Origin of the sequence: Limnohabitans lacus, assembly GCF_030053395.1 — a bacterium.
GTDB classification, from domain to species: Bacteria; Pseudomonadota; Gammaproteobacteria; order Burkholderiales; family Burkholderiaceae_C; genus Limnohabitans_A; species Limnohabitans_A lacus.
Genome location: NZ_JASGBH010000004.1, coordinates 13,227 through 34,818, shown reverse-complemented (window position 1 = coordinate 34,818; position 21,592 = coordinate 13,227). Strand labels below are relative to the sequence as shown.

Sequence of the window (21,592 nt, the reverse complement as noted above, 5' to 3'; positions counted from 1 at the left end):
AATGGACATCCTGCAGCTTGAAATCGATGTCGCCCGCGACGAGTTAACCCGTGTTGCTATCTGGTGGGACGCCGATAAATTGGAGCTTGGTGACTTTCAGTTTTCTGGTTCTGAGGTCAATGAAGTCTTGCTTGCCATTCGTCGGATCAAAGAACAAAGACTTGCCCAGCTGATCCGCTTGCAAACCGAAGGGGCCACGTCATGAACAGCCCCAAGCGTCTGTCTGCGGAACAAATAACGGCCATGACGGCCGCGGCCTCGCACCGCGTGATTGCTGCAAAGTCACCGTCAGAAATCCATGTCACATCCATCATCCAGTTGGCTGTGAATGAAGTTCTTTTCTACGAGAAAAACCCGCGCCGTCACGATAACCCCAAATACGATGAGATCAAGGAGTCAATCCGCGCTCGTGGTTTGGAGTCTGCGCTCTACATCACCAAAAGACCAGGCAGCCTGCAGTACATGCTGGCCCGGGGTGGCAAAACACGCCTGAAGGCCCTGCAAGAGCTGGCTCAGGAAGATCCGCAAAAGTGGGGCAAGCTGGACTTTCACGAAATCCCGTGGGTCAGCGAGTCAGAGATTCTTGCCGCCCACCTGGTCGAAAACACGGGCCGCGAGGCCATGTGTTTTTGGGATCTTGCAGAAGGCATCGCCACCTTGCGTGACCAGATTGCCCTTGAAACAGGTAAACCTGTCAGCGCGAGAAACTTACCTGAGTTGCTCACCAGTCGTGGTGTCAAGGTTGAACGTCAAACAATCAATGCTGCAGATTTCGCCCTGGAGTATTTGCAGGCTCTGGGCGCATGGAAGCCGCATCTTGGGTTTGACCATGTCCACAATACATTGCGCCCCAAGCTCACCAGTATGCAGGACCTGTGGGCTCTTGACTCATCGCGCCATGGTGAAGACTTCAAGGCGGTGTTGGACCAGGCCGTGGCCGCATGCGTGGCTGAGCACACCCAGTACAGCCCTGAAATCCTGCTGAGCGCCGTGGTGAGCGCTGTGGCCACGGCCTTGGGCGTGTCGACACAAGGGATGCTGCAGGCCATGCACAGCCACCAAGCCAGTGCCATCCGCACCTTGGATGAGTTCCATCTCATCGCTGAAGCGCCCGCTTCATCGGGCGAAGGCGCTGCAACGGGTGAACAAACCCCGCAGGATCAGGTTTCCACGACAGGCGCTGGTGATCTGTCTGACTCTGCGGGCAACGGTAACCCTTCAGAGCCTGCACGCGCCCCAACTCCCAAGCCCGTACTTTCTGATGCCGCCCGGCAAAACCTCAATCGCTTGATGGGCTCTGGCGCTTCTCGCGCCACCGATGTGCCAGGCATCCCCGGTGTGTCAGTGGCCCGAGGCCTGATCCCTCGCGCCCCCAAGTCTGCATCTGCCCCGACAGGACAAGAATCCTTGCATGGCGGACCGCTGACGCAAGCTGAGCTGGATTTATTGGAAAAAGAAGGCAACAAAGGACTGGCCAAGAAAGTGCTCTGGTCTGAGTTGCTGTCTTTTGGCGATGTTGCTGGCATCACGCATCTGATCCATGAGGCGCTGTCTCCTCATATGCCCTACACCTTTTACGTCGAGCTTCCAGAACCTGGCCGACTGGGTGACTCACCTGAAGATATCGCCGTGCAGGCTTGGTGGTTTTTGGCGGCAATCTCTGGGCAAGGGGATGGCCACATTCTGCCCGCCTTGGTCGGGCCGGACGCACCAGTATGCGCATTCAAGGAAACTGGCCCCGAAAGCTTTGCCCATGCCATCTTGGTGCGTGAAGCACTGCTCGATGCTGTGGCCACTCGCCTGGGCGGTCAAGAAATCCCAGGATTTAATCTGCTCATGATGCTCATCACGCGCCGGGATCATCCGCTGCATCGGTATGCCATTGCCCTGCTGGATGCCTGTGCAAACTGGAATGCGGCCTTGGGGAGTCGGTCATGAGCGCAGTTCCTGCCCATTTGTCCAAGTCGGCCAGTGAGCCGACCAATTCAGTGACTGCTGAATCACCGCACGTGGTGTCCATCATGTCCCCAGCCGTTGCACGGGCCGTTCTGGCCGAGTTGATGCTCAAACCAGAAAAACTCCCTCAGGCCATGCGCTCTGCGCTGTCTAAGACCGATGGCGACACGGCCGTGATGGCGGCCTTGGAGCGAATGACCGTTTGGGCCGACCTGTCAGCCTTGGTCGTTTCGGCCCTGCATGCAGAAGAGCGTCAGCGCCGCACGGCCTCGTTGACCTATTGCATTTTGCGACAGGCGCATTTTGGGCTTTTGTATCAGTTGTTCAAGGTCAGCCGCTACGAAGTCAGGCAGCTGCGCATGGAGCTTGGGGTTTCTGGGGAAACACGTCCAAAGATCATTGCCGACTCGGAATTGACCGAGATCCATCAAGTTTGGCAACAGGTGAGCAAGGAGTTCACACAGTGCGATGCCGATCGCTGGATCAGTTTGGCTGAACAGTTCCCCCAGCACGGGCTCAACAGCCTCTACCAGGTCATTGTGAAGGACGGTCGTGATGGTGCGAATTAATTCTCCAATTCTGGGATGCACGCAGATGGGCATGGTGCACTCGTCATTGACCATGGAGCAGCAGATGTTGCTTCGAACACTGCGGGACAAGCAGCGTCCCATGTCGGCGTTTGAGCTGACCAACCACTGGATGCCGACCTGGAGCCTGCAGGAAGTCAACAAATTCATGCATGACCTGGTTCAGTCCGGACACGTTCAGTCACATGGGCGCGAGACAAAGTTGTACTCGATCGCCATCCATGAATCAGATACGAAAGCGAGTTCCACATGATTAAAGAAACATACCCCTACCGCTTTACACCCACCATTATTCACGCACCTGAGTCAAAGTCGACCCTTGCCCAGCTGGTTAGTGCTTGTGCTGATGATTGTGGTGGGGTCGTGGCGTTGTTTGGAATTTCCGGTTCAGGGAAATCGACGATCGCATTGGATTACGCCAGCACCACCAAAGGGATTCAGTATTTTGATGGGTTATCCCCAAATCATCACGATGGCCTGCTGCCAGCGTTGAATGGCATTGTTGTCATTGATGAAGTGTGGCAATTCAAAAATGCGCGTGATGTGATTGCCGCACACGTCAACAAAAATAAAGGAGTTGTCGTCGCAGTTGCATGCCGTTTGTCCGAAATCGAAATGCTGTGTGGCGACCACCTCAAAGCTGCGATCGAAGTTTCACGCGGCGACATTGGAGTGGGCGGTTCTATGGCTCATGCAATGGCTGGTGCGCAACCACAGAAGAAGAAAAAGCGGAGCAGCGGGGTGATCAGGTATCGCAGTCCAAGCGGTCATACGTGGACCGGTGTAGGACGGACACCCAAATGGCTCCAAGCGCTTGAGATGTGTGGCCACCCCATATCTGAATTTCGAGTCAGCAGCCCAGACGACCAAAAATACATGAAGGACTGACCATGCGCGATACAGATGATCAAAGCAAGATTTTGGACAAGATCAAAAAATGCATGGCGCTCACGAGCAGCTCCAATGAGCATGAAGCGGCCATTGCTTTGCGGCAAGCCCAGAAGTTGATGGAGCTGCATGGCATCAGTGACCTTGATGTCAAAGCGGCCCAGGCAGATGAAATGCAAGCCAAAGCCGGTGCTCGGAACCGTCCAGCTGGATGGGAAAACGAGTTGGCACAAACTGTCTCTGCCGCCTTTGGGTGTCGGCTGCTTTTTCACCCGCGTTGGGATGCAGGGCACTGGGGTTTTATTGGCTGCGGGCCAGCGCCGGAAATCGCTCAATACGCATTCACTGTGCTTCTGCGGCAAATCAAAAAAGCGAGAGCTGAGCACATCCAGACCAAGCTCAAGCGCTGCAAATCCGTGACGAAGACGCGAAGAGCCGATTTATTCTGCGATGGCTGGGTGCGCTCAGTGAGCGGCACCATCAGTGCACTGGCCGACAACACGCCACACGCCGAAGCTGTGAATGCATTCTTGGCTGTGCGTTATCCGGAGCTGGTGCCACTGAAAACGCAGAACCGCAATGAAGGAAAACACCTCAGCGACCGAGACTTGGCCGATTACTGGGCGGGCAGCGTGCTGAGCAAGGATGTCCGGTTGAACCATGGCATGGGTCACCAATCTTACGATTGCGCAAGGATCGGGTTATGAGCGATCTGTCAATTCCTAGTCATAAGGCCCCACTTTCACCGTCGTCTGCTTGCATCGCATTGGCGTTGATGGTTTCGTTGGCGATAGGGCTAATTGTTCTGGTCGTTTCGTACTCCCCGCGAAGCGGCTTCGTTAACTGTTCGATGGCTTCGTTCCATCCTGATTTAAACCTTCCGGTGCGCCAGGCTTGCCGAAAATACAACGAGGCTCCTCAATGAAAAATTTCCCGCATCGAGTCCTTGGCAAGTCAAACGCCAGGCGCAAAGTTAATGCGATAGAAGAGCGGGGCAATCCAGGCGGCTTGGTCAAGTGCATTGACGAACGAAAACAGGGATCAGGGCAAACGCCGCGCACCGGTGTGGCCAACTGGAGACAGTCGATCAAATGGAATGCTGAGGCGGGGCGCATGGGCGGCCAAGTTGACTACTTTGAAAGGATCACAGCATGAACAGAGATTGAAAACACAGGTCGTCAATTTCACACTCACACACACATGATTTTTGGAGATATTCAATGATTTATTTTGCTTTGTTCACTATGTTTGCTGGAGTTTTGACTTTCTTATTGGTGTTGGATCAAAAAACTGCAATTGCAGCAATGCTCAGCGCCATATTTGCATGGGCTTATGTGGCGGTGGACGTGGGAGTACCAGCGAAACTCGTTGGTTACGCTGTTTTGTTTTTCATCGCTACTTTTCTGTTGTTCCAAGTCATCGTGCCAAAGTTAAAAACAGAAGTGGCCCGACAGAAGAGGCCCGAATAACAGGCAGCACGAAATGAAACTGTCTCCCGTTGAAATCCTCAAGCATCTTGGTTTTGACGTGCCTGCAGATGGCGTTGAAATCAGTCCCCACAACGCTTACTTCATGACTGCTGCGCTTCAGTTTGCTGGCCAGACTATTGACCCAGATCGATTACCTGCCCCTTTGCCGATCATTCTTCGCTCTTATTTCAATTTCCGACAGTGTGACAGTCGTCTTGAAACGGGCGTGAGAGGGGCAGGCGATCGTGGCTGAAAACACCAAAATAGAGTGGGCAGATCACACATTCAATCCTTGGGTTGGATGCACCAAGGTCTCGCCCGCGTGTGACCACTGTTACGCGGAAGGCTGGGCCAAGCGCAGCGGGATGGTGAAGTGGGGTGTTGATGCACAGCGTCATCGCACCAGTGACTCCAACTGGAGACAGCCGATCAAATGGAATTCCGAGGCGGGGCGCTTGGGTGTCCGTTACCGGGTGTTTTGTGCATCGTTGGCCGATATATTCGACAACACCGTTCCGCAAGAGTGGCGTGCTGATCTTTTCAAACTGATTTTGCAAACGCCAAATTTGGACTGGCTTTTATTGACCAAGCGAATAGGCAATGCACAAAACATGTTGAAGCAAGCGGGTGATGCCGCTTTGGTGGCCACCTTCGGTGCAGCCATATCTACGTCGTTTGCATTTTCATTCCCGAACGTTTGGTTGGGCGCAACCCTATGCAATCAGGAAGAAGCCGACAGGGACATCCTGAAACTATTGGACACCCCAGCTGCAAAGCGGTTTCTGAGCATGGAGCCATTGCTGGGGACAGTCGATCTGACCCAGGTGCAAAGCGGTGCGCGTGTCCTTGATGTGCTCCAAGGTGGTGGATTCCACGAAACACATTTTGAGCCATTGCCCCCCGACCATCACCCATGTATTGATTGGGTCATTGTTGGCGGTGAATCAGGTCATGGTGCCAGGCCCATGCACCCGAAGTGGGTCCGTTCGCTGCGTGATCAATGTTTGACCGCCGCCGTTCCCTTCTTTTTCAAACAGCACGGCGAGTGGCAATTTTGTGACGAAGGTACGGCCATTCTGGCCACCAGCAAGCGTACGGCTTATGTGCGACGTGACGGCACATTTCATGATGGTTCCCAGGGTGTTGACTTCTTCGCAGGTGAAGAACAAACAGTTTGGGTGGGTAAGAAGGCGGCTGGGCGAATGCTCGATGGCCGTGAATTTAATGAGGTTCCTCAATGAAAAATTTCCTGATGCAAATACTTGGCCAATCAAACGCCAACCGCAAAGTGAAGGCGATAGAAGAGCTGGCCATAGAGCGGGGCAGCACAGGCGGCTTGGTCAAGCGCATTGATGAAAACAGGGAACTCCTCGAGCTTTTACATGAGCGGGTTCCTGAGTTTGTGACATCTCACCCTTGGCTGGTCGGGTGGATCAGAGCCAACGATCATTTTTTCACGCAGCTGGAGGGCATTTTGGAAACCCACCAAGCGATGCGTATGCCGAAAGACTACCCACGGCCGTGGCCAGGGTTTGACATGACCCAACAAACTAATCAGCCAGATCACAAATTCGTAGCCCCGGTCGCTGAACAAATCATGTCTGAAGACAAGCCTCAACGAACACATGCAAACAATTTGGATTTTGAAGGAAACGAGCACCTCAAATCGCTTGTTGAGGCGATGCAAGGAACGGGTTTGTTTGAGGTTTTCCATGTCTCAAAAGGACATGCCCTTGAGGCAAAACAAAACCCGTGGTCATACACCAGAGCGCCATCCATCTCATTTTGGGCAACGGCTAAGGATGCAAGATCACTTTTAAATGCGCTCGGTGAGGTCGTACCAGATCTCGGCAGGTGCAAGTCTCGACTGCAATCAGGGCGTGTGTGGCATGTGGATGCGCGCTTCACATATGAACATCATGAATTTGAAACCATTTGTCGGCTTGCCAGTCATGAATTTGATTCCGCAGCAGAAAATTTGAACAAATCTATTCGGTTTTTTGGTCTTAACCGCAGTGGTGTTGATGGTGACTTTGATTCAATGCGAAAACTTATTCAGCAGCGGTTCCCAAAACTTGATTAATAAGAAAATGAAAAACAAAAAACCTGTAATTTGCACGCTGGTGAGCAGTGCTTTGCTTTTTACTCTCTCCAAATTTTCTTTTTCGGCTACCCACCCGAAAGGATCTTTGGTCCCACATTCGGTGCATGGATTTGCATCGGATGCAATAGGTTTGCCGCAAACATGGCATTTGATTAATCGAATGCGTTGAGCTGTCATGGGAAGTCTCTCCTTAAAGGTTAGGGATGGAAGTCGGGTGGTGGGCGCTGGCTTGGTAACTTCGCGCCCTCCACCATCATACCCATTGGAGAGACTTCCCACCCCTGCGATCCATGCAAACGCATGGATGCACTGGATCATGGCGAACTCATTCTAAAGAACTCAATATGAAAACTTACGCTGAACTGTATCCAGGAACTGATCCCAATTGCCCGGCAATCCTGGCACCGATTGAAGCTGGCGTGCGCCCGCTTTGCGATGCACTGAATGCCTTGCCCGACACCTACACCTTGTGGTCGTGTGAGGGCCATCCAGAGGAGGCAAGCACGCCATTTGTCACGTTCATTGCGCCGCAAGAGACCGCCTTCAAGTTGGCGAAGGCGATTGAATGCTCGCCATTCCTGAAATTCAACTGGGCGTTGAACACTTGTTTGTTTCGAGAAGACGGCGCTCTCCAATACACCATCAAACCCAATGACAGACGCCTCATCAGGAGCGGTCTGACTTGGTGGCCCAGAAAGCAATGGTCACATGCTGAGATGTGTATTGAATTATCGAATCTTGCTCAGCTGATAACGCATCGGTTTGACGATGGGTTTTCAGAACTGATAAGTCTCACCACAGGACAAAACATGACTGCAAAAATCAAAAAAGATGAGGCAAAAAACCTCGCAAAAAGAGCTGTCTTATATGCTTTTTCTTATGGTTTGATCCGTTTGAAGAAATCAACCATGGTCAATGATAACTATCTGTTTGGCTTACTTGCTACGCCATTGATTATGATGATTGTCATATCCAAAATTTTTTCAGAAAATATTTGGCCGCAAATTGCTTTTTGTATTTATTTAATTGGCGGCGCATTTATTTTGCTGAATATTTTCAAAGCAAAAGACCCGGAAGAAACAATGAGTTTTCTTGGCATTAAGAATAATTGGATCATTGTACTTTCTATTGCGGCATTTATCTCGTTGACGTTCGGTGGCATATTTTATTCACAGCACACCCTTGGTCAGGACATTGACGAAATGATTGCAATTGCGGACAGCGCTGATTCTGGAGCGGCAAGCGTAGACTCGGAGAAATTTGGGTTTCCGCCGGCATCAGAAATGGCCAAATTCTTCCCAGATTCGCTACTTCTTATAAGGTATGAGCAGTGCGTAAAAAACCCAAAAGTTCTGATGCGTTTAGTCAAACACGAATTATCAGATGAAAGAACAATCCGAGATTATTCAAAGACGGTCACAGCATGGCCAATTCCACTGGGATACATGGTCTACAACGGAGATTACCCATCAGGGACATACACCTATGCTTTTGCTTTCGGGAAAACCTTTGAAGATCAAAGCTACAAGTTGAAAGACCTGATAGTTTTTATGCCGGCTGATGAATCCAAGCAAAAAGACCGAGTTCTCCAGCATTTGACACTCGTTGATTCATTGTGCCGAAATTTGTGAAGCTTTCAAGGCTGTCTGAAATTATCTTGGAAGTAATTATGGGAAGTCTCTCCTTTAAAGTGGGTGGGGTGGAAGTCGGGTGGTGGGCGTTCTGTCGGCAAACTTCGCGCCCGCCACCATCATACCCCCCAGGAGAGACTTCCCACCCCTTCGGAAATAGCCCATAGATGCCCGTTAGATTGAACAAAGGAATTCCAAATGAATCAACCTGTAGACCTGCTCCATGCCCTGGAGCATGAATCCGAATTGGCACTGTTGGTGTCTCAGCCACCGATAGCCTTTCACCGCACCTTCGTTGACATCACGCAATCTGCGCTGGCTGCATTGCTGCTCTCGGCGTACCTTGAGCAGCAAGAAAATGCCTTGTCTCAAGATGGGTGGTTTGAGGTGAATGCGACCGAGCTTGAATATCGAACTGGATTATCTCGGCGTGAACAAATAACCGCTCGCAAAACGCTGTTGGATAAACACATGATTCAGGAGCGTAAATGCGCTTTCCCGGCTCGCCTTGAAATGCGCATTGACTTCGACAGGGTCTCACATGAAATCCTATTGGCAGCCAGGAGACGAACACAACGATCATCGGCACCGGCATCTTTCAGTCCCAGCTCCAATCCATCCTCCATGGCCACGCCGTGGGCCAGAGCGCACTGACCGGCATGACAAGCACTTCACCCCCATCCCCAACACAGGCAGTGGTGCCTGGGTCTGCCCAGGTCAATGCACCAGTGCCAGAGCAAGGAGCAGGGGCTGGACCGCTTAAAACGCCAGTCACGGCGTTTTTGGAAGCCAGCAAGCCCATTGCCTTCAACATCAACTTTGCTCGCATCACGGGCGATGCCAAGGCCGCCTTGTTCTTGAGTCAACTGGTCTACTGGACACGCCGTGGCACGGATGTCTTGGACAACGATGGCTGGGTCTTCAAAAGTCGAGAACAGTGGGAAGCCGAAATCGGGCTGAGCAAACACGAACAGGTCACGGTCCGAAACACACTGGTCCATCTGGGACTCATCGAGGAAGCCAGAACAGGCGCTCCCGCTCGCAACTGCTACCGAGTTGTGCCTGGCGTGCTGGGAGCCCACCTTGCGCAGCTGGTGCGCTCAGAGCCTGTGCAATGGTCGCTGCTGGATATCCGGTCCGACACACAACACATACGCAGCATGCTGGGTCGAAATTTTGCTTTTTACCGAGTGCTGATGGGCATCACCAGCACCTGCACAAGCGCCATCTACTTGTCCAAGGCCCTGGCCATCCAGCGCCGCTTTGTAGATCGTCAACCGTTGGCCAACAAAGATAAGGTTCAAACAGCGCAGCTGCCATGGGACACCGATTGGTTCCGTATGGCGGTGGACAGCACGCAAGATGAAACCGGATTGTCGGCATCGCAGCAACGCGACGCAAAGCACAAATTATGCCAACTTGGGCTTTTGCATGAAGCCTTGATGACCCATCCCAGAAAGCAGATCTATTTGCGCATCGACATGAAGATGCTCAACCAGCTGCTGGTCCATGCAACGCAAAACCCATTCAACCCTGCCGCAGGTCAAAACCGGGCAACTGACAAACATAGAGATATGAGTGCTTCGGATGATTGCGTCAATTCTGCCAAGTGGCTAAGCCTTAGCCACTTGGCAATTTTACCGCAACCAATACCCGAAGACCCAGTCATCGGGCCATCATCAGACCCGCCTGAGCTATCAGATCCCGCCGCATGTCAAAACCGGGCAACAAGAATGACGGATTCCGACAAACTTGATGTCCGGTTTCCGCAAGGTAGATGGCCGGTTTTAGCACGACCAATGTCCGGTTTTGACGTGCTCAGTTGTCCGGTTTTGACAGGCCTACATGCGCACGCGTCGCGCGTGCGCCAAGACTACAAAGAAGACTACATTGAAACAACCACCACAACCGAAGCTCCGGCAAAAGTCGAGCTGGTGCCTACAAAACCGGACATTTCACCGCCAAACAGTCGAAACATGCCGGTAGCGCTTCAAGCAAGGCCAGTGGGATCAACCACCGATGAAGTGGTGGTGGTTCCTCTTTTGAAGAAGCCTGAAGCAGAGCAGAGGACTCAAAGCTCAAGCTGGATCTGGCCTGACGCGTTGACCAAAGTTGAGCAAGAGCAGGGCGCTCGAATTTTGAACTCGCTTGCTAAAACCGGACAACTGGACGACGCGCAAATCATCCTTGACGAGTTGGCTGGCTGCCTGGCCAGAGGGGGTGTGAAATCAAATCTGAGCTATTTGCGGCGATTGGTTGAGACTCACCAGACAACGCCAGGAGGCCTCGTTTTTGAACGAGCGCAAGACGTTCGAATTCGCAGGGAGCGTCTTGAGGCCTTGGCTCAACGGTCAAAGTCCGACCAGGTCAATCAGGGCGAAGTGCCACGCAAAACCGATTCCGCAACGACTTCTGTCCCCGTCGAACGCACTGAGGCCGCCAAGGCGGGGTTGGCCAAGGCACGCGAGATGCTGGCGGCACTCAAACACACCAAGGGATCATCATGAACACGACCGTGACACCAGAACGACCGCTGCAAACAGGCGACCTGTCAGATGCAGCTGTGCAGGCCTGGCTGGACTTTGTCGCCATGCCAAGCCATGAGCGGTGCTTGCGCCTGACCTGGATGGCTGAGTCGCGTGCGCAGGCGGCTGTGCTGTGGCGGGTAAGCGAGCACCACCGGATGACCAAACGACTCGGAACCGATTTGTCGTACAAGTCCATTTCGGCCCACGACATTGCGCGGAGGTTTGGTCTGCTGTTTGGTTGCTCACAGCGGTCAATTGGACAGGCCTTAAGTGACTTGCTGGATGAAGGAATGCTTTTGGCTCGGCCTCACGTTGACAACGTCACGCGCAAGCTCTGGCTTCATTGGCCCGCATTGCAAGAGCGGTGGCAGTCGACTGAGTGGCCAGATCGCCAATGGCTGGAGCTCAACTGGATTGCCAAGAACAAGGCGGAAATGGTGGTGCTGCATTCGCTGCAAAGCGCCTTGGTGGATGGCCAACAGGACATTCAAGTGTCGCTGTCGCCAAGAGAATTAGAACGCCTGTATCGCCCTCAGTTGGGTGCTGGCGTTGACTCCAGCGCCATATCACGCGCCGTCAAAGCATTGACTGCAGCAGGTGCAATTGAGCAGCCTGAGGAGCTCGGCATAGCACGCGGTGTGCGTTTGGTGCCGGGACAAGTTGAGGCTCAACTCCAAGCCTTTTATCAACAAGATCTACAGAAACTCCTGGGGTAATCATGAACACAGTGTTCACATTTCAATTTGAAGATCATGACGTCCGGGTAGTCATGGACGAACAATCAAATTTTTGGTTTGTTGGTCGTGACATTTGTTTTGCACATGGGCTTAAAAATCCTAATGTAGTTATGCGGTATTCCAAATCAGACTGGATTCCAAAATATTTGTCAATTAAAGATCGACTTGGGCGAGATCGAGGTGTTCGAGTTTTGACGCTTGCAGAAACTTTGGAGCTGACCAGGCGATTGGCGGTGCCAGTGCCCAAATTTGAGTTTTGGGTGGTCAATGAAGTGGTACCTCAACTGCAATCTCTATCGACCAAGACTGAAGCCTGATTAATGGTTAAATTTTTTGGATATCCGGATTTTCAAAAGTTTTTGGGTTGAATCGTAAGGGTCAGCTGAAGTGCCCCGGTTAAATTGAAGGAAAGACCGTGCCAGCCGGTTGCTGGTTTTGATGAGCAAAGCTCAAGGGAGAGAGAAATGCAAATTGCAGAGGAAGTCAAAGAAACCTACTTTGATCGCAACGCACCGTGGCTTATTCCGGCCTGTTGCGTATTTGTGATCGTAACAACGCCGCTGCTGGTGGCGATGCTGGGTGTTCATATCCCTCTGCCAGGCTGGTCAATTCAGGTGATGGTTGGTGTCGGGAGTTTGCTGACAGGATTTCGCAGCATGCAGGTAGATACATTTTCAGCGAGGTTCATTCGAATCGTTTGCCTTGCGGTTGTTATTTTTTTACTTCTTATGCAGGTGTTTCTGTAATTCAACGAGAATGAAGGCTGAGTAATGGTTAATTTTTTTACAGCTTGAATGCAAGGATAAATGTGTATGAATAACAGATTAAAATTTAGTGATATAGTGAATTTAATCATTGGCGAAATAAAGTACTCTGATTCGCTCGATAAAGACAAGGCGGAAAATGTACTTCGTCATCTGGAATCACTAAAGCAATTTGAGCTGAATCTTTCTGCGTTGAGTTTGGCAATTATGAATATTCGGAGTCTGGCTCAGAATGGTTGTCGAGAAGACTCCACAATTGAAGAGAAAATTAAATCGTTGGTAGAGATTGAATCTTTAGCTGATCGAATGCACAATGTTCCTGGGTTCATGTTGGAAGGCATTGAAAGCGATGCATTGTATTTATACCGTAATGGAATAGATCAAAATTGGCCTACTGGACTTATAGCGGGACAGAGATGTATTTCATCTGTATTTCATCCAAATCCATCGGCAATCCTACAAGATTATGAGGAGCTTTCACTATCGACTGAAGAGTTTGATTTATTAACTATTGAAAAGGATTGAGTCATGGCTATTTGTATGAATATTTTCGGATTTTCTTATGCGCTGACACAGGCAATTTTGATTTTGCTGTTTTTGTTGGTGATAGTTCCTGTTGTGGTAATTAAAATTTGGATGAGATTTAAACTGGAATCAGTTAATTGGATTATAATTCTTGCCTGGATGTATACCTGCATTGGGTGGTATGCTGGAACGAACAAATATTACCATGATTTTTTATTGAACTATCTGCCTCGCTTAACCTGTGGGTTTGTATTTTAAATCTAAATATCATGTATTATCTTTTTGAAAAACAGAGTGAAAATTCGAAGATCGGAAATAATAATTCCAATCGCACCGAAAATAAACCAAATAAACATAGCAAAAACGGTGTGTATCCATGTTCCATTAAATAAAATATGGTAAAGGACAAACATACAAGAAGTTAACTCTCCTAGCGTTAGAATGATAACTCCAATCGCCTTCAGTGCAAATTTTCTTGATTCAATGGGGTATACAAATGAAAAAACTCCATTGGAAAATATTATTGAAACAAAAACAATTGCAAAGAATTCAAAGTCCAGCCCACCATTGAATATTATTTCTATAATTCTAACTATTTGCGATTCGTGAAGCAATTGTTTTTTTGATGCAATAATTAAACCTACGGTAAGCCATCCATAGACAGATGTCATAAAAATATAACGCTGTACCGCTTGCTTGATACTGGAAGATTCACTGATAACTGACAAATCCACTTTCATGGTGTTCCTTCTGTTGAATGATTGTGACTGTGCCTGCAATCATTGGCTGATGCCGTATAGTGTCTGCTTGGTATTTTAGTCAACCATTGGGCTTGTGTTTCATCATCGCCACCCAGGCCCAGCTTCTTCGGCCACACATGCCGTCAACCCAGCAATAAAAAACCCCGCATCAGCGGGGTTCGAGAGGGGAGATCAGCCCAGAGGGCTGAGCCTCTATCGCATGTGTCTCTGGATGTTGACAGCGTGACTCAAGCAATCAAATACAGCGAGCGATCTTTGCCCTCGAGCCATTTTGGGGCTTTGCCGCGTCCCGTCCATGTTTGGCCGCTAGTCGAGTCTTGGTATTTCACCGGAACTTTTTTTACATTGTCGCGCTTACCTGATTTGCCTGCACGTGATGGAAAAATATCTTGAGCCGTCAGACCGTATTCGGCCACGATGCCACGAATTTTTTCTATGGCAGTGGCGATTTCAATTTGCCTGGCTTGTGCAATGGCCTGCTCGAGACTTTCGCGTTGGGCCAATAATTCTTTGTAGCTTAAGGTCATGTTATGTCATGATGAGTGAATGGATATTCGAATATACACAATCGACTTTGGAAATGCCAGACATATTTTCGTAAAAGAATATTTTTTCACGTACACAGTCAGTCCATCTGGTTTGCTGTTGATCGACCTATCAAAGCTCAGATTCAAAATAGAAGAAAGTAAGCAGATAAATTCGGATTATCAATCTTCCGCCTCGTGGCACCAGTGATCCGCTTCGCTACTCCTGGTGCAAGGTTGGTATGCAGCTTGTGCCGCAGGGCGGGGTTTCAATCGAATACAGATCTTGGTCTGCGGGGGAAATGAGCGCATGCCCGAATCTTCCCCCGGCTCTGGCTGGGACCGGCGCGTCGGTCATCTTCGATGCCCGTCACCTGCGCTTCGCGCGTCGAGAGCTGGCCTGGCCACCCGGCTGCGATGGCAAGCCATCCTGTCGCAGCCGGGCGGCCAGGCCAGTTCTCGTCAGGTGCGCCTGCTGAGGCTGGTCACGGCATAAAGCCGTTCGTGTCGTCCCTTCGGGACCCACTCTCTATTTATACGTGCCCAGCCTCAGCTCCCAGCCATTTCCGGGGGCTGCTTCGGGCATGCGCTCATTTCGTTGTGTTGGCACCGGGTGCATGGTGGTTTGAATTCTCCAAAGGAATGTTTCCACCGCTGACATTTTCGGAGTGTTCACATGCAAACGAACCGCATCATTTTGGGCGACTGCTGCCGCGTCATGCCCACGCTGCCCCCGGCTTGCGCCGATTTCATCCTGACCGACCCGCCTTATTTGGTCAATTACAAAGACCGCGAGGGACGCAGCATCAAAAACGACATCGAGGCCGATTGGCTGATGCCTGCCTTTCGGGAGGCGTATCGAGTGCTCAAGCCTGATTCGTTGTGCGTCAGCTTCTACGGCTGGACCAAAACTGATTTGTTTTATGCCGCCTGGAAGGCCGCAGGGTTTCGCATCGTTGGGCACATCACTTTCCCGAAGCGTTATGCCTCGGCTTCGCGTCTCATGCGCTACAGCCACGAAAACGCCTATCTCTTGGCAAAAGGCAGCCCCCGCCCACCTGAACACCCGATTGGTGATGTGATCGATTGGAATTATTCGGGTAACCGCCATCACCCAACAGAAAAGCCCCTGAGCGTGCTCACGCCGCTGATTGAGTCGTTTTGTCCCCGTGGTGGGTTGGTGCTGGACCCATTTGCTGGCTCAGCTTCAACCCTGGTTGCCGCCCGCTCAGTTGGCAGGCAATACCTGGGCATTGAGTTGGACCCAACTTATCACGGCGCGGCCGTGCGTCGGCTGAACGGATACAGCGCAGGCCAAGCGGCCTACCTTGACCGAGAGCGGGCAACTTCTGCAAGCGTCTGTTACATGGAGCGTGCAGCATGAGCGCCGAAATCGAAAACCGTATTTGTGACTATTTGCGCGGCTATGGACGACACGACCTATCGGCACTGGAGAGCCTGGCGCAATTTGAGCTGTGGGGCGTTGTCGCGCAGTGCGAGCTGTTGGCCCGGGCATCGAGGTTCATCAAAATTCTTGATGAAAACGAGTTGCGTGCTGTGGCTGCTGGTGAAGTCAACCTGGTGGACCTGGCGAGGTGGGTTGCCGCTGAATTGAAAGGCAACAAACCATGACTTACCTGGTGGACGTTTGCAATGATGCGATCAGCTTGCGCTTGTCGTTGACTTCTGAACAGTTCACCGGTCCAGCCGGACCGGTGACTGTTCTCAAGTTGCCCATCCCCTTGAGTTTTGCGTGCAAAGCACGGAACTTGTCAGAGTTAGGCGGTGGCGAACTTGAGGTGGTTTATGTCTTCAAACGCATCGACATGGACCCGCTTGGGTTTGATGCTTTTGCAAGAAATTTGTGCCGGGACACCGATTGGCTGGAAGGGTTGTTCCTGGCCATTCCCGTGGCCAATGCGAGGGCTTGCGTCATGGTGGTGGCCACCGGGCGGCCGATTTTGTTTATTGATACGCAGGGCTATTCATACGCTCGGTATGTTGCGAGGTTGGGATGAACGACGAAGAAGAACTTTCCGAATTTGATGCGGTGGACTATTGGCTTTTTGAGCGCATGGTCCCCGGCCCGTGGGCGCTGCTGACGGCCGCAGAGCGAACACAGCTTTCGGAGCTGGCACGGCAGCGGTTGTCGTTTGAAACGCTTGAAGAGCGAGGACGAGACCGGCTGGATTTTCAGGAGGTGGCTGTTTGGACTGTCCGGGAGGCTTTGGCGAGGGCGTTCTCCTCTGTCAATGCCGACTCGCTGCGCGAATCGGCGGTGGTGGCCATAGCTAAACCAGTGCTGGGCGCAGGCCACAGGATGTATCGCCTTGATTTGTACGGCAATTTGCCGTAGTATTGCACTTGGAGGACAAACTATGCCTGCTGCCATTTCTACTGCCCGACTCGAAGCCCGAATCAGCACTGATTTGCATTCGTTGCTCAAACGTGCCGCCGAACTTCAGGGTCGGACCATGACCGATTTCGTGATTTCAGCAGTCCAAAACGCTGCACAGCACGCCATCGAGCAAGCTGACGTCATCCGTCTATCGCTTGCCGATCAGGAATGTTTCGCGCAGGCTCTGTTGTCGCCGCCGAAACAGGCCCCAGCGTTGGAGCGTGCCTTCGTTCGTCGCAGCAAGCTCTTGCGCTCTGAATGAGTCAAGCACCGTTTCAGCTTGCGCCGCTTGATGCGGCACATGATCGCAGCGTCTTCCGCAGTGATTCGGAGCCGCTCAATCGTTACTTCCGTGAACAAGTCGGTCAGGACATTCGACGTCGAGTCGCAGCCTGTTTCGTAGCATTGGCAAATGGGCAGAAAATCGCTGGCTATTACACCTTGGCATCGGCAAGTCTATTGCTGACCGACCTTCCGGCCAGCACCGGTAAGAAGCTACCACGCTATCCGACTGTGCCAGCCGTTCGTATGGGCCGCTTGGCTGTCGATCAGGCATTCAAAGGGCAAGGTCTTGGTGGTGCTCTGTTGGCTGATGCTCTTGACCGTGCGGCCCGATCAGAAATTGCAGCCTTCGCTCTGCTGGTGGACGCGAAGGACGAGCGTGCTGCTGCGTTTTACCTGCATCACGGCTTCATGGCCTCGCCCGATTCGCCGCTTACCCTTTTCTTGCCGTTGGCAACCGTCCGGCGGTCTTAACCCTGGAGATGATGTTGGGTGCACTGGGACCGCAGGGTGTCAGTTGCTTCGCAATGGTCATTCTCTTGGAGAAGGCTAAAGCCCTCTCCGCCGCGCTGCACATCGCTTCGCTCAGTTCAGTTCCACTTTGCATCCTCTGTGAAAGCCGACTCGCTGCGTGAATCGGCTTTCTGTGCTGTCGCGGTGCCGTGTCAGGCGGACTTCACTTCGCTGAGCAAATCGGGGTGGCGTTCGAGCAGCTTGAGCAATTTGACCAGGGCCAGCGGGGGCTTGGTCTTGCCGTTCTCATAGCGCGAGAAGGCATTAACGCCACCGCCAAAGAGTTCTGCTGCCTCACGCTGGCCGAGGTCGAGCTTCTTGCGCACGTTGACGATGAATGTAGGGTCAACAATGGCCGCGTTCACCTGCTTGTTAAACGCCTGCATTTCGCGCATGACGCGCTCAGTTTCGTTCATGTCAGTGATGGATTCATCACAAGCTGGGCAAAAGTCAGCCGTCACCGCAGGAAGCACGGTGATTTCACCCTTGTAGGTATAAGGCAGATCGCGGGTGTCATGGATCAATTCGGCCGCACCGCAAACAGGACATTTCATGGTCATAGCTCCTTGAAGGACACAATCAATACGTCATCAATAACCGTCAATTTGATGTACACGTCGCCCACTTGCGTGCTGGGACGGTACACGTCTTGCCACACTGTGTGATCAGCATGGGTGGTCATGCTTTTGTAAAAATCAGCTGGCGTTAATGCTTGAACGACGGCCAGCATGTTGGGAACATTCAAACCCAATGCCGTTGCTCCGACCCGGGCGGAATGGGTTGCCCGAACTTTGCCGGCAGCCACCAAGGCCCGAATCACCGGGAGTTTGCAGTGTGGCGTAGATTTTTCCATTGGCGAATTATAACCTATTTGGTTAAATTCAGTTCGGAAAATCGCTTCGCTCAGTTCCGCTTGGCATCCTCTATCAATGCCGACTCGCTGCGCGAATCGGCGGTATAGGCTAGCGCCTCACTTACCCTCGGCAGGTGTGCTGGCGTTTCGATTGCTGATTCGATCGCAAAGGGCGACCATCTCGGCGATCTCGCTATCCGTCAAATTGAACTGCGCCAGTTTCGACAGTGCTTGCTGCGCGACGCTTTCCATTGCTATCACTTGAGTCGGCATCGATGGCAAACCACCAGTCTGCTCAAGTAGTCCGTATTCGTCGGCGCTCAAACGTTTGCCCGGGGGAGGGGAGTCCTTTACTTGGCGCTTGAGGCCTTGCTGGCTGGTCAGGATTTTTTGATCAAGCTGCCGCTTGCTCTTTTGGCGTGCTCGGGCCAGTGACGTTTTGAATGTGGCCAACGTCGGTACTTGCCCCATGTGGGCAAGCTGCTGGCAGATCGAGTCCTGGTAGACACCGAAGGCAATCAACTTTTCGATTTCATCCAGGTTCTCGAATATGTGGCTTGAGAGGGATTGATTGGCGGCGCGAGGCTTCATTTTGAGGGGACGGACAGCAAAAGTGGCCGATGAGAAATTTTGGCATTGAAGCGGCCTTTGTGGTGTTCTTTTCCTGCCATTTTTTTGAAGGACACGGCATCCATGTGTCACGTTTGAGCAGGCTGGGGCTGAAAACGAGTCCGATGTGTCTCGACGTGGCTGAAAGTGTTGCAGATGTGCCATTTTTGAAAAATCGAAGATTTCCAAAGTAAGTCGAAGTCGAAGAAGACCGAAAACCAGACACTTAAAACACTCTCTAAATAAAGTGCAGGATAGGCCAGCGGGCCAGTTTAGGGACAACTTTGTCCCATTTGTTCAATCGATTTTTTGGGGGGAGCCATTTTGCTTGGCCACAGATCAATTGACTGCAATTGAAGATGACGAATGTTGATACCTGTTGACACGGCTGGATGTGGCGTATACACTTGTATCAACATTTCAATGAGGTGTCCAAATGACAGCAGCAGTTTCGGTTGAGCAGACGGTTCAGGAGTGGGGCAATGGCCTTGCGGTGCGTATCACCGCCCCGGTGGCCAAGGCTGCGCGTTTTACTCGCGGCCTGCCAATCCATGTAGAGGTGGTTGAAGGTGGCGTGTTCCTGCGCACTGCAGGCAAGCCCAAGTTGACACTGGCCCAAAAGCTCAAAGCGTTTGACCCGGCCATTCACGGCGGCGAAGTCATGGCAGCCGGCCGCGTCGGCGCTGAAGTGTTCTGATGGCGACTCCGAGCAAGCTCTGGGTGCCAGATCGCCGCGACATGATCTGGATAGATTTCAATCCACAGGTCGGTGCGGAGATGAAGGACGAGCATCCTATGTTGGTGTTGTCTTCCAAGGCGTTCAATGAGCGTACCAATCTCGTTATTGGACTGCCAATGACTCATGCGCCTAGCAACGAAACCAATCCTTTTGCTGTCAAGTTCACATCACCCAAGGGAGAGGTCTGCTACGTGCTGGCGCATCAGCCCAAGTCATTCGCCTGGCGCGACCGTGGTGCTCGACCGCACGCTTGGAAACAAGTGCCCCCAACGGTATTTGAGTCGGCATGCGAAGAGCTGAACGGCATCATTTCGATCTGCGTCTAAACACACAAGGAAACCTACATGTCCTGCATCTACTACCGCGCGCTGCTGGCCGCATGCATGGCGGCTGTCGCTGGCGCATCGGTGGCCGAGCCTGCCGCAGTCAAGTTCACTACGAGTAGCACACTCATGGCCGGCCCAACGGCCGACGCTGGCTTTGCAACGTGCCAACCGCTACGTGGAGATCTCGCCGAGATCACCGGCAGCCCGCAGAAGGCCTATGGAACCGAGGTGTTCCCGCTTCGCGTCGTCAGCGGGCGCTGCGCCGGCACCAAGGGCTGGGCGGGCGCCTCGCGCATCGAGGCGACAATTGCGGCGCCCACGTCCTTGGGCGACGCCCTGCAGTTCAATAGCTCCGACAGCCTGTTCGAGTCGCTGACGCCGATGACAGTCAAGGCTTTCTGCCAGCCTCTGCGCGGCGATACCGCGCAGATTCTTGAGTCGTCTCGCTTCTCCGGGACCGATGTTTACCGGATCACGGTGCTCTCGGGTCGCTGTAAAGGGGCGATCGGCTGGGTCGGTGCTGCGCGGCTCGAACGTGCGGCAGCGGTTCGCACGCAGTGACCTGTTCTTATCGCAAAGAAAATGTAGGAAAGAGTATGACCATGGAAATGATGATTGCAATTCTTGCCTTGTCCGTGGCGACTGCGGCGCTGGGAGTCACCCTTGCAAGACAAGCCGCGAAAAGTCACTTTTCGGCAACATGTGAGGCACGGATGGAAATCGGTCCCGATGGCCAAGAACGTGAAGCTTGGTCATTCAGTGCTTGGCGTGCGAAAACGTTTATCGGGGCCACGGTTGGGCGCGTCTATGTGGCATTTGCTGAGGCCCAATTCAACCATGCGCAGCGAAAACGCCGCGAAAACCTCGTTCAGAACTGAAGGGAAAACTTGAGGACCGTCATGCAAGACCAGTTACTTATGCGAGCCAACGCATGGCGTCATGAGGCATACCTTGCAACCGCACATGCGCGAGCAAAGCAAAGTGCTGTCAACGTCATCTTGTCTGTTATGACCAATGTAGTGACATACGCCCTCAACCCCGAGCGATTCGGTCTTGGGCCGCCAAGAAATACAGCCACAAAGTACAGACGTATTTGGGAAGAAATGCTCAGCGACAGCGACCCACTTCACAAATTAGTGGCTGAGACATTCGATGGCTATCTTGCTGGCGACGATTCGTTCTGCAAGTCGCTGATGCCAAATTGACAATTTTGGGGGCTCGGTCTTTTTGGCTTTTGATTGTGTTATTGAGTGCGTTCACGCTTTCGTTCTTGATTTGGAAGCTAGCAGAACTTGGTGGATGGAAGGAGCGTTGAAATGTCAGTAAAAAATTGGCTTTCGAGTGGGTTCGCTGCTGCTTCACTGATCTGTGTCATCGTTTTTATGGGGCAATGTACAG

At 52.1% G+C, this 21,592-nt stretch carries 34 protein-coding genes; 28 read left to right on the top strand and 6 right to left on the bottom strand.

The window, feature by feature from the left end; all coding sequences use genetic code 11:
- The first annotated feature begins 1 nt into the window (after position 1).
- The 10 genes from QLQ16_RS06745 to QLQ16_RS06700 all read left to right on the top strand — a co-directional run bounded on the left by QLQ16_RS06745 (position 2) and on the right by QLQ16_RS06700 (position 6,983).
- The gene (locus QLQ16_RS06745) at positions 2–205 is read left to right on the top strand and encodes a hypothetical protein (RefSeq protein ID WP_283223930.1); all 204 of its coding nucleotides are present in this window, start codon (positions 2–4) and stop codon (positions 203–205) included.
- Complete coding sequence (locus tag QLQ16_RS06740) at positions 202–1,938, top strand: hypothetical protein (RefSeq protein WP_283223929.1); 1,737 nt, start codon at positions 202–204, stop codon at positions 1,936–1,938. The genes QLQ16_RS06745 and QLQ16_RS06740 overlap by 4 nt, the downstream gene beginning before the upstream one ends.
- Positions 1,935–2,525 carry an STY4526/YPO1902 family pathogenicity island replication protein gene (locus tag QLQ16_RS06735; protein WP_283223928.1) on the top strand — a complete coding sequence of 197 codons (591 nt, stop codon included), beginning with the start codon at positions 1,935–1,937 and terminating at the stop codon, positions 2,523–2,525. Before QLQ16_RS06740 ends, QLQ16_RS06735 begins: the two co-directional genes overlap by 4 nt.
- A 267-nt stretch (positions 2,526–2,792) precedes the next feature.
- Positions 2,793–3,431, top strand: a complete 639-nt coding sequence (locus QLQ16_RS06730; RefSeq protein ID WP_283223927.1) for an H-NS histone family protein — start codon at positions 2,793–2,795, stop codon at positions 3,429–3,431.
- 2 nt (positions 3,432–3,433) lie between these two features.
- Entirely contained in the window at positions 3,434–4,138 is a 705-nt protein-coding gene (locus QLQ16_RS06725; RefSeq protein WP_283223926.1) for a DUF2786 domain-containing protein, read from the top strand.
- Positions 4,139–4,352: 214 nt separating this feature from the next.
- Positions 4,353–4,586, top strand: a complete 234-nt coding sequence (locus tag QLQ16_RS06720; RefSeq protein ID WP_283223925.1) for a hypothetical protein — start codon at positions 4,353–4,355, stop codon at positions 4,584–4,586.
- A gap of 65 nt (positions 4,587–4,651) precedes the next feature.
- Positions 4,652–4,900, top strand: a complete 249-nt coding sequence (locus tag QLQ16_RS06715) for a hypothetical protein (protein ID WP_283223924.1) — start codon at positions 4,652–4,654, stop codon at positions 4,898–4,900.
- A gap of 13 nt (positions 4,901–4,913) precedes the next feature.
- The gene (locus QLQ16_RS06710; RefSeq protein WP_283223923.1) at positions 4,914–5,153 is read left to right on the top strand and encodes a hypothetical protein; all 240 of its coding nucleotides are present in this window, start codon (positions 4,914–4,916) and stop codon (positions 5,151–5,153) included.
- A complete protein-coding gene (locus QLQ16_RS06705) occupies positions 5,146–6,141 on the top strand; it encodes a phage Gp37/Gp68 family protein (protein WP_283223922.1) in 996 nt (331 codons plus the stop codon). Before QLQ16_RS06710 ends, QLQ16_RS06705 begins: the two co-directional genes overlap by 8 nt.
- Positions 6,138–6,983, top strand: coding sequence for a hypothetical protein (locus tag QLQ16_RS06700; protein WP_283223921.1), 846 nt, complete (start codon positions 6,138–6,140; stop codon positions 6,981–6,983). The genes QLQ16_RS06705 and QLQ16_RS06700 overlap by 4 nt, the downstream gene beginning before the upstream one ends.
- Here QLQ16_RS06700 and QLQ16_RS06695 read toward each other — a convergent pair.
- Positions 6,939–7,322 (bottom strand): zinc ribbon domain-containing protein, encoded by a 384-nt coding sequence (locus QLQ16_RS06695; protein ID WP_283223920.1) that lies wholly within the window; start codon positions 7,320–7,322, stop codon positions 6,939–6,941. The genes QLQ16_RS06700 and QLQ16_RS06695 overlap by 45 nt on opposite strands.
- A 26-nt stretch (positions 7,323–7,348) precedes the next feature.
- On the opposite strand from QLQ16_RS06695, the gene QLQ16_RS06690 reads away from it, so the two are divergent.
- The 7 genes from QLQ16_RS06690 (at position 7,349) to QLQ16_RS06660 (ending at position 13,189) form a co-directional block, all read left to right on the top strand.
- Positions 7,349–8,635, top strand: coding sequence for a hypothetical protein (locus QLQ16_RS06690; RefSeq protein ID WP_283223919.1), 1,287 nt, complete (start codon positions 7,349–7,351; stop codon positions 8,633–8,635).
- 198 nt (positions 8,636–8,833) lie between these two features.
- The gene (locus QLQ16_RS06685) at positions 8,834–9,289 is read left to right on the top strand and encodes a hypothetical protein (protein WP_283223918.1); all 456 of its coding nucleotides are present in this window, start codon (positions 8,834–8,836) and stop codon (positions 9,287–9,289) included.
- A 74-nt stretch (positions 9,290–9,363) separates the two neighbouring features.
- Positions 9,364–11,142: a hypothetical protein gene (locus QLQ16_RS06680; RefSeq protein ID WP_283223917.1), complete on the top strand. Its 1,779-nt coding sequence runs from the start codon at positions 9,364–9,366 to the stop codon at positions 11,140–11,142.
- Positions 11,139–11,879, top strand: coding sequence for a hypothetical protein (locus tag QLQ16_RS06675; protein WP_283223916.1), 741 nt, complete (start codon positions 11,139–11,141; stop codon positions 11,877–11,879). The genes QLQ16_RS06680 and QLQ16_RS06675 overlap by 4 nt, the downstream gene beginning before the upstream one ends.
- Positions 11,880–11,881: 2 nt before the next feature.
- On the top strand, positions 11,882–12,217 hold the full coding sequence (locus QLQ16_RS06670) for a BRO-N domain-containing protein (RefSeq protein WP_283223915.1): 336 nt from the start codon (positions 11,882–11,884) through the stop codon (positions 12,215–12,217).
- Positions 12,218–12,364: 147 nt separating this feature from the next.
- Positions 12,365–12,646: a hypothetical protein gene (locus tag QLQ16_RS06665; RefSeq protein ID WP_283223914.1), complete on the top strand. Its 282-nt coding sequence runs from the start codon at positions 12,365–12,367 to the stop codon at positions 12,644–12,646.
- A gap of 66 nt (positions 12,647–12,712) precedes the next feature.
- On the top strand, positions 12,713–13,189 hold the full coding sequence (locus QLQ16_RS06660; protein ID WP_283223913.1) for a hypothetical protein: 477 nt from the start codon (positions 12,713–12,715) through the stop codon (positions 13,187–13,189).
- A gap of 260 nt (positions 13,190–13,449) precedes the next feature.
- Here the strand turns inward: QLQ16_RS06660 and QLQ16_RS06655 are convergent, their stop codons facing one another.
- Both QLQ16_RS06655 and QLQ16_RS06650 read right to left on the bottom strand, forming a co-directional pair.
- Positions 13,450–13,929 (bottom strand): hypothetical protein, encoded by a 480-nt coding sequence (locus QLQ16_RS06655; protein ID WP_283223912.1) that lies wholly within the window; start codon positions 13,927–13,929, stop codon positions 13,450–13,452.
- A gap of 248 nt (positions 13,930–14,177) precedes the next feature.
- Positions 14,178–14,477, bottom strand: coding sequence for an H-NS histone family protein (locus tag QLQ16_RS06650; protein ID WP_283223911.1), 300 nt, complete (start codon positions 14,475–14,477; stop codon positions 14,178–14,180).
- 673 nt (positions 14,478–15,150) lie between these two features.
- Here QLQ16_RS06650 and QLQ16_RS06645 point away from each other — a divergent pair.
- The 6 genes from QLQ16_RS06645 to QLQ16_RS06620 are packed head-to-tail and all read left to right on the top strand — an operon-like array spanning position 15,151 to position 17,628.
- Positions 15,151–15,858 carry a DNA methyltransferase gene (locus tag QLQ16_RS06645; RefSeq protein ID WP_283223910.1) on the top strand — a complete coding sequence of 236 codons (708 nt, stop codon included), beginning with the start codon at positions 15,151–15,153 and terminating at the stop codon, positions 15,856–15,858.
- On the top strand, positions 15,855–16,106 hold the full coding sequence (locus QLQ16_RS06640) for a hypothetical protein (protein ID WP_283223909.1): 252 nt from the start codon (positions 15,855–15,857) through the stop codon (positions 16,104–16,106). Before QLQ16_RS06645 ends, QLQ16_RS06640 begins: the two co-directional genes overlap by 4 nt.
- Complete coding sequence (locus tag QLQ16_RS06635; protein WP_283223908.1) at positions 16,103–16,492, top strand: hypothetical protein; 390 nt, start codon at positions 16,103–16,105, stop codon at positions 16,490–16,492. The genes QLQ16_RS06640 and QLQ16_RS06635 overlap by 4 nt, the downstream gene beginning before the upstream one ends.
- Positions 16,489–16,830, top strand: a complete 342-nt coding sequence (locus tag QLQ16_RS06630) for a DUF6900 domain-containing protein (RefSeq protein WP_283223907.1) — start codon at positions 16,489–16,491, stop codon at positions 16,828–16,830. The genes QLQ16_RS06635 and QLQ16_RS06630 overlap by 4 nt, the downstream gene beginning before the upstream one ends.
- Before the next feature lie 22 nt (positions 16,831–16,852).
- On the top strand, positions 16,853–17,134 hold the full coding sequence (locus QLQ16_RS06625; RefSeq protein ID WP_283223906.1) for a type II toxin-antitoxin system TacA family antitoxin: 282 nt from the start codon (positions 16,853–16,855) through the stop codon (positions 17,132–17,134).
- Complete coding sequence (locus QLQ16_RS06620) at positions 17,131–17,628, top strand: GNAT family N-acetyltransferase (RefSeq protein WP_283223905.1); 498 nt, start codon at positions 17,131–17,133, stop codon at positions 17,626–17,628. The genes QLQ16_RS06625 and QLQ16_RS06620 overlap by 4 nt, the downstream gene beginning before the upstream one ends.
- A gap of 191 nt (positions 17,629–17,819) precedes the next feature.
- Here QLQ16_RS06620 and QLQ16_RS06615 read toward each other — a convergent pair whose 3' ends face one another.
- The 3 genes from QLQ16_RS06615 to QLQ16_RS06605 all read right to left on the bottom strand — a co-directional run bounded on the left by QLQ16_RS06615 (position 17,820) and on the right by QLQ16_RS06605 (position 19,111).
- Positions 17,820–18,221, bottom strand: a complete 402-nt coding sequence (locus tag QLQ16_RS06615) for a type II toxin-antitoxin system MqsA family antitoxin (RefSeq protein ID WP_283223904.1) — start codon at positions 18,219–18,221, stop codon at positions 17,820–17,822.
- Positions 18,222–18,223: 2 nt separating this feature from the next.
- Positions 18,224–18,520 (bottom strand): type II toxin-antitoxin system MqsR family toxin, encoded by a 297-nt coding sequence (locus QLQ16_RS06610; RefSeq protein WP_283223903.1) that lies wholly within the window; start codon positions 18,518–18,520, stop codon positions 18,224–18,226.
- Between the two features lie 117 nt (positions 18,521–18,637).
- A complete protein-coding gene (locus QLQ16_RS06605) occupies positions 18,638–19,111 on the bottom strand; it encodes a hypothetical protein (RefSeq protein ID WP_283223902.1) in 474 nt (157 codons plus the stop codon).
- Positions 19,112–19,565: 454 nt separating this feature from the next.
- Here QLQ16_RS06605 and QLQ16_RS06600 point away from each other — a divergent pair, with 454 nt between their 5' ends.
- Genes QLQ16_RS06600 through QLQ16_RS06580 form a run of 5 tightly spaced genes read left to right on the top strand, consistent with a single transcriptional unit; the run spans position 19,566 to position 21,399 of the window.
- Positions 19,566–19,826: an AbrB/MazE/SpoVT family DNA-binding domain-containing protein gene (locus QLQ16_RS06600; RefSeq protein WP_283223901.1), complete on the top strand. Its 261-nt coding sequence runs from the start codon at positions 19,566–19,568 to the stop codon at positions 19,824–19,826.
- Positions 19,826–20,194, top strand: a complete 369-nt coding sequence (locus QLQ16_RS06595) for a type II toxin-antitoxin system PemK/MazF family toxin (RefSeq protein ID WP_283223900.1) — start codon at positions 19,826–19,828, stop codon at positions 20,192–20,194. The genes QLQ16_RS06600 and QLQ16_RS06595 overlap by 1 nt, the downstream gene beginning before the upstream one ends.
- A gap of 18 nt (positions 20,195–20,212) precedes the next feature.
- Positions 20,213–20,755: a hypothetical protein gene (locus QLQ16_RS06590; protein WP_283223899.1), complete on the top strand. Its 543-nt coding sequence runs from the start codon at positions 20,213–20,215 to the stop codon at positions 20,753–20,755.
- A gap of 35 nt (positions 20,756–20,790) precedes the next feature.
- A complete protein-coding gene (locus QLQ16_RS06585; protein WP_283223898.1) occupies positions 20,791–21,072 on the top strand; it encodes a hypothetical protein in 282 nt (93 codons plus the stop codon).
- Between the two features lie 21 nt (positions 21,073–21,093).
- The gene (locus QLQ16_RS06580; protein WP_283223897.1) at positions 21,094–21,399 is read left to right on the top strand and encodes a hypothetical protein; all 306 of its coding nucleotides are present in this window, start codon (positions 21,094–21,096) and stop codon (positions 21,397–21,399) included.
- Positions 21,400–21,592 lie beyond the last annotated feature (193 nt).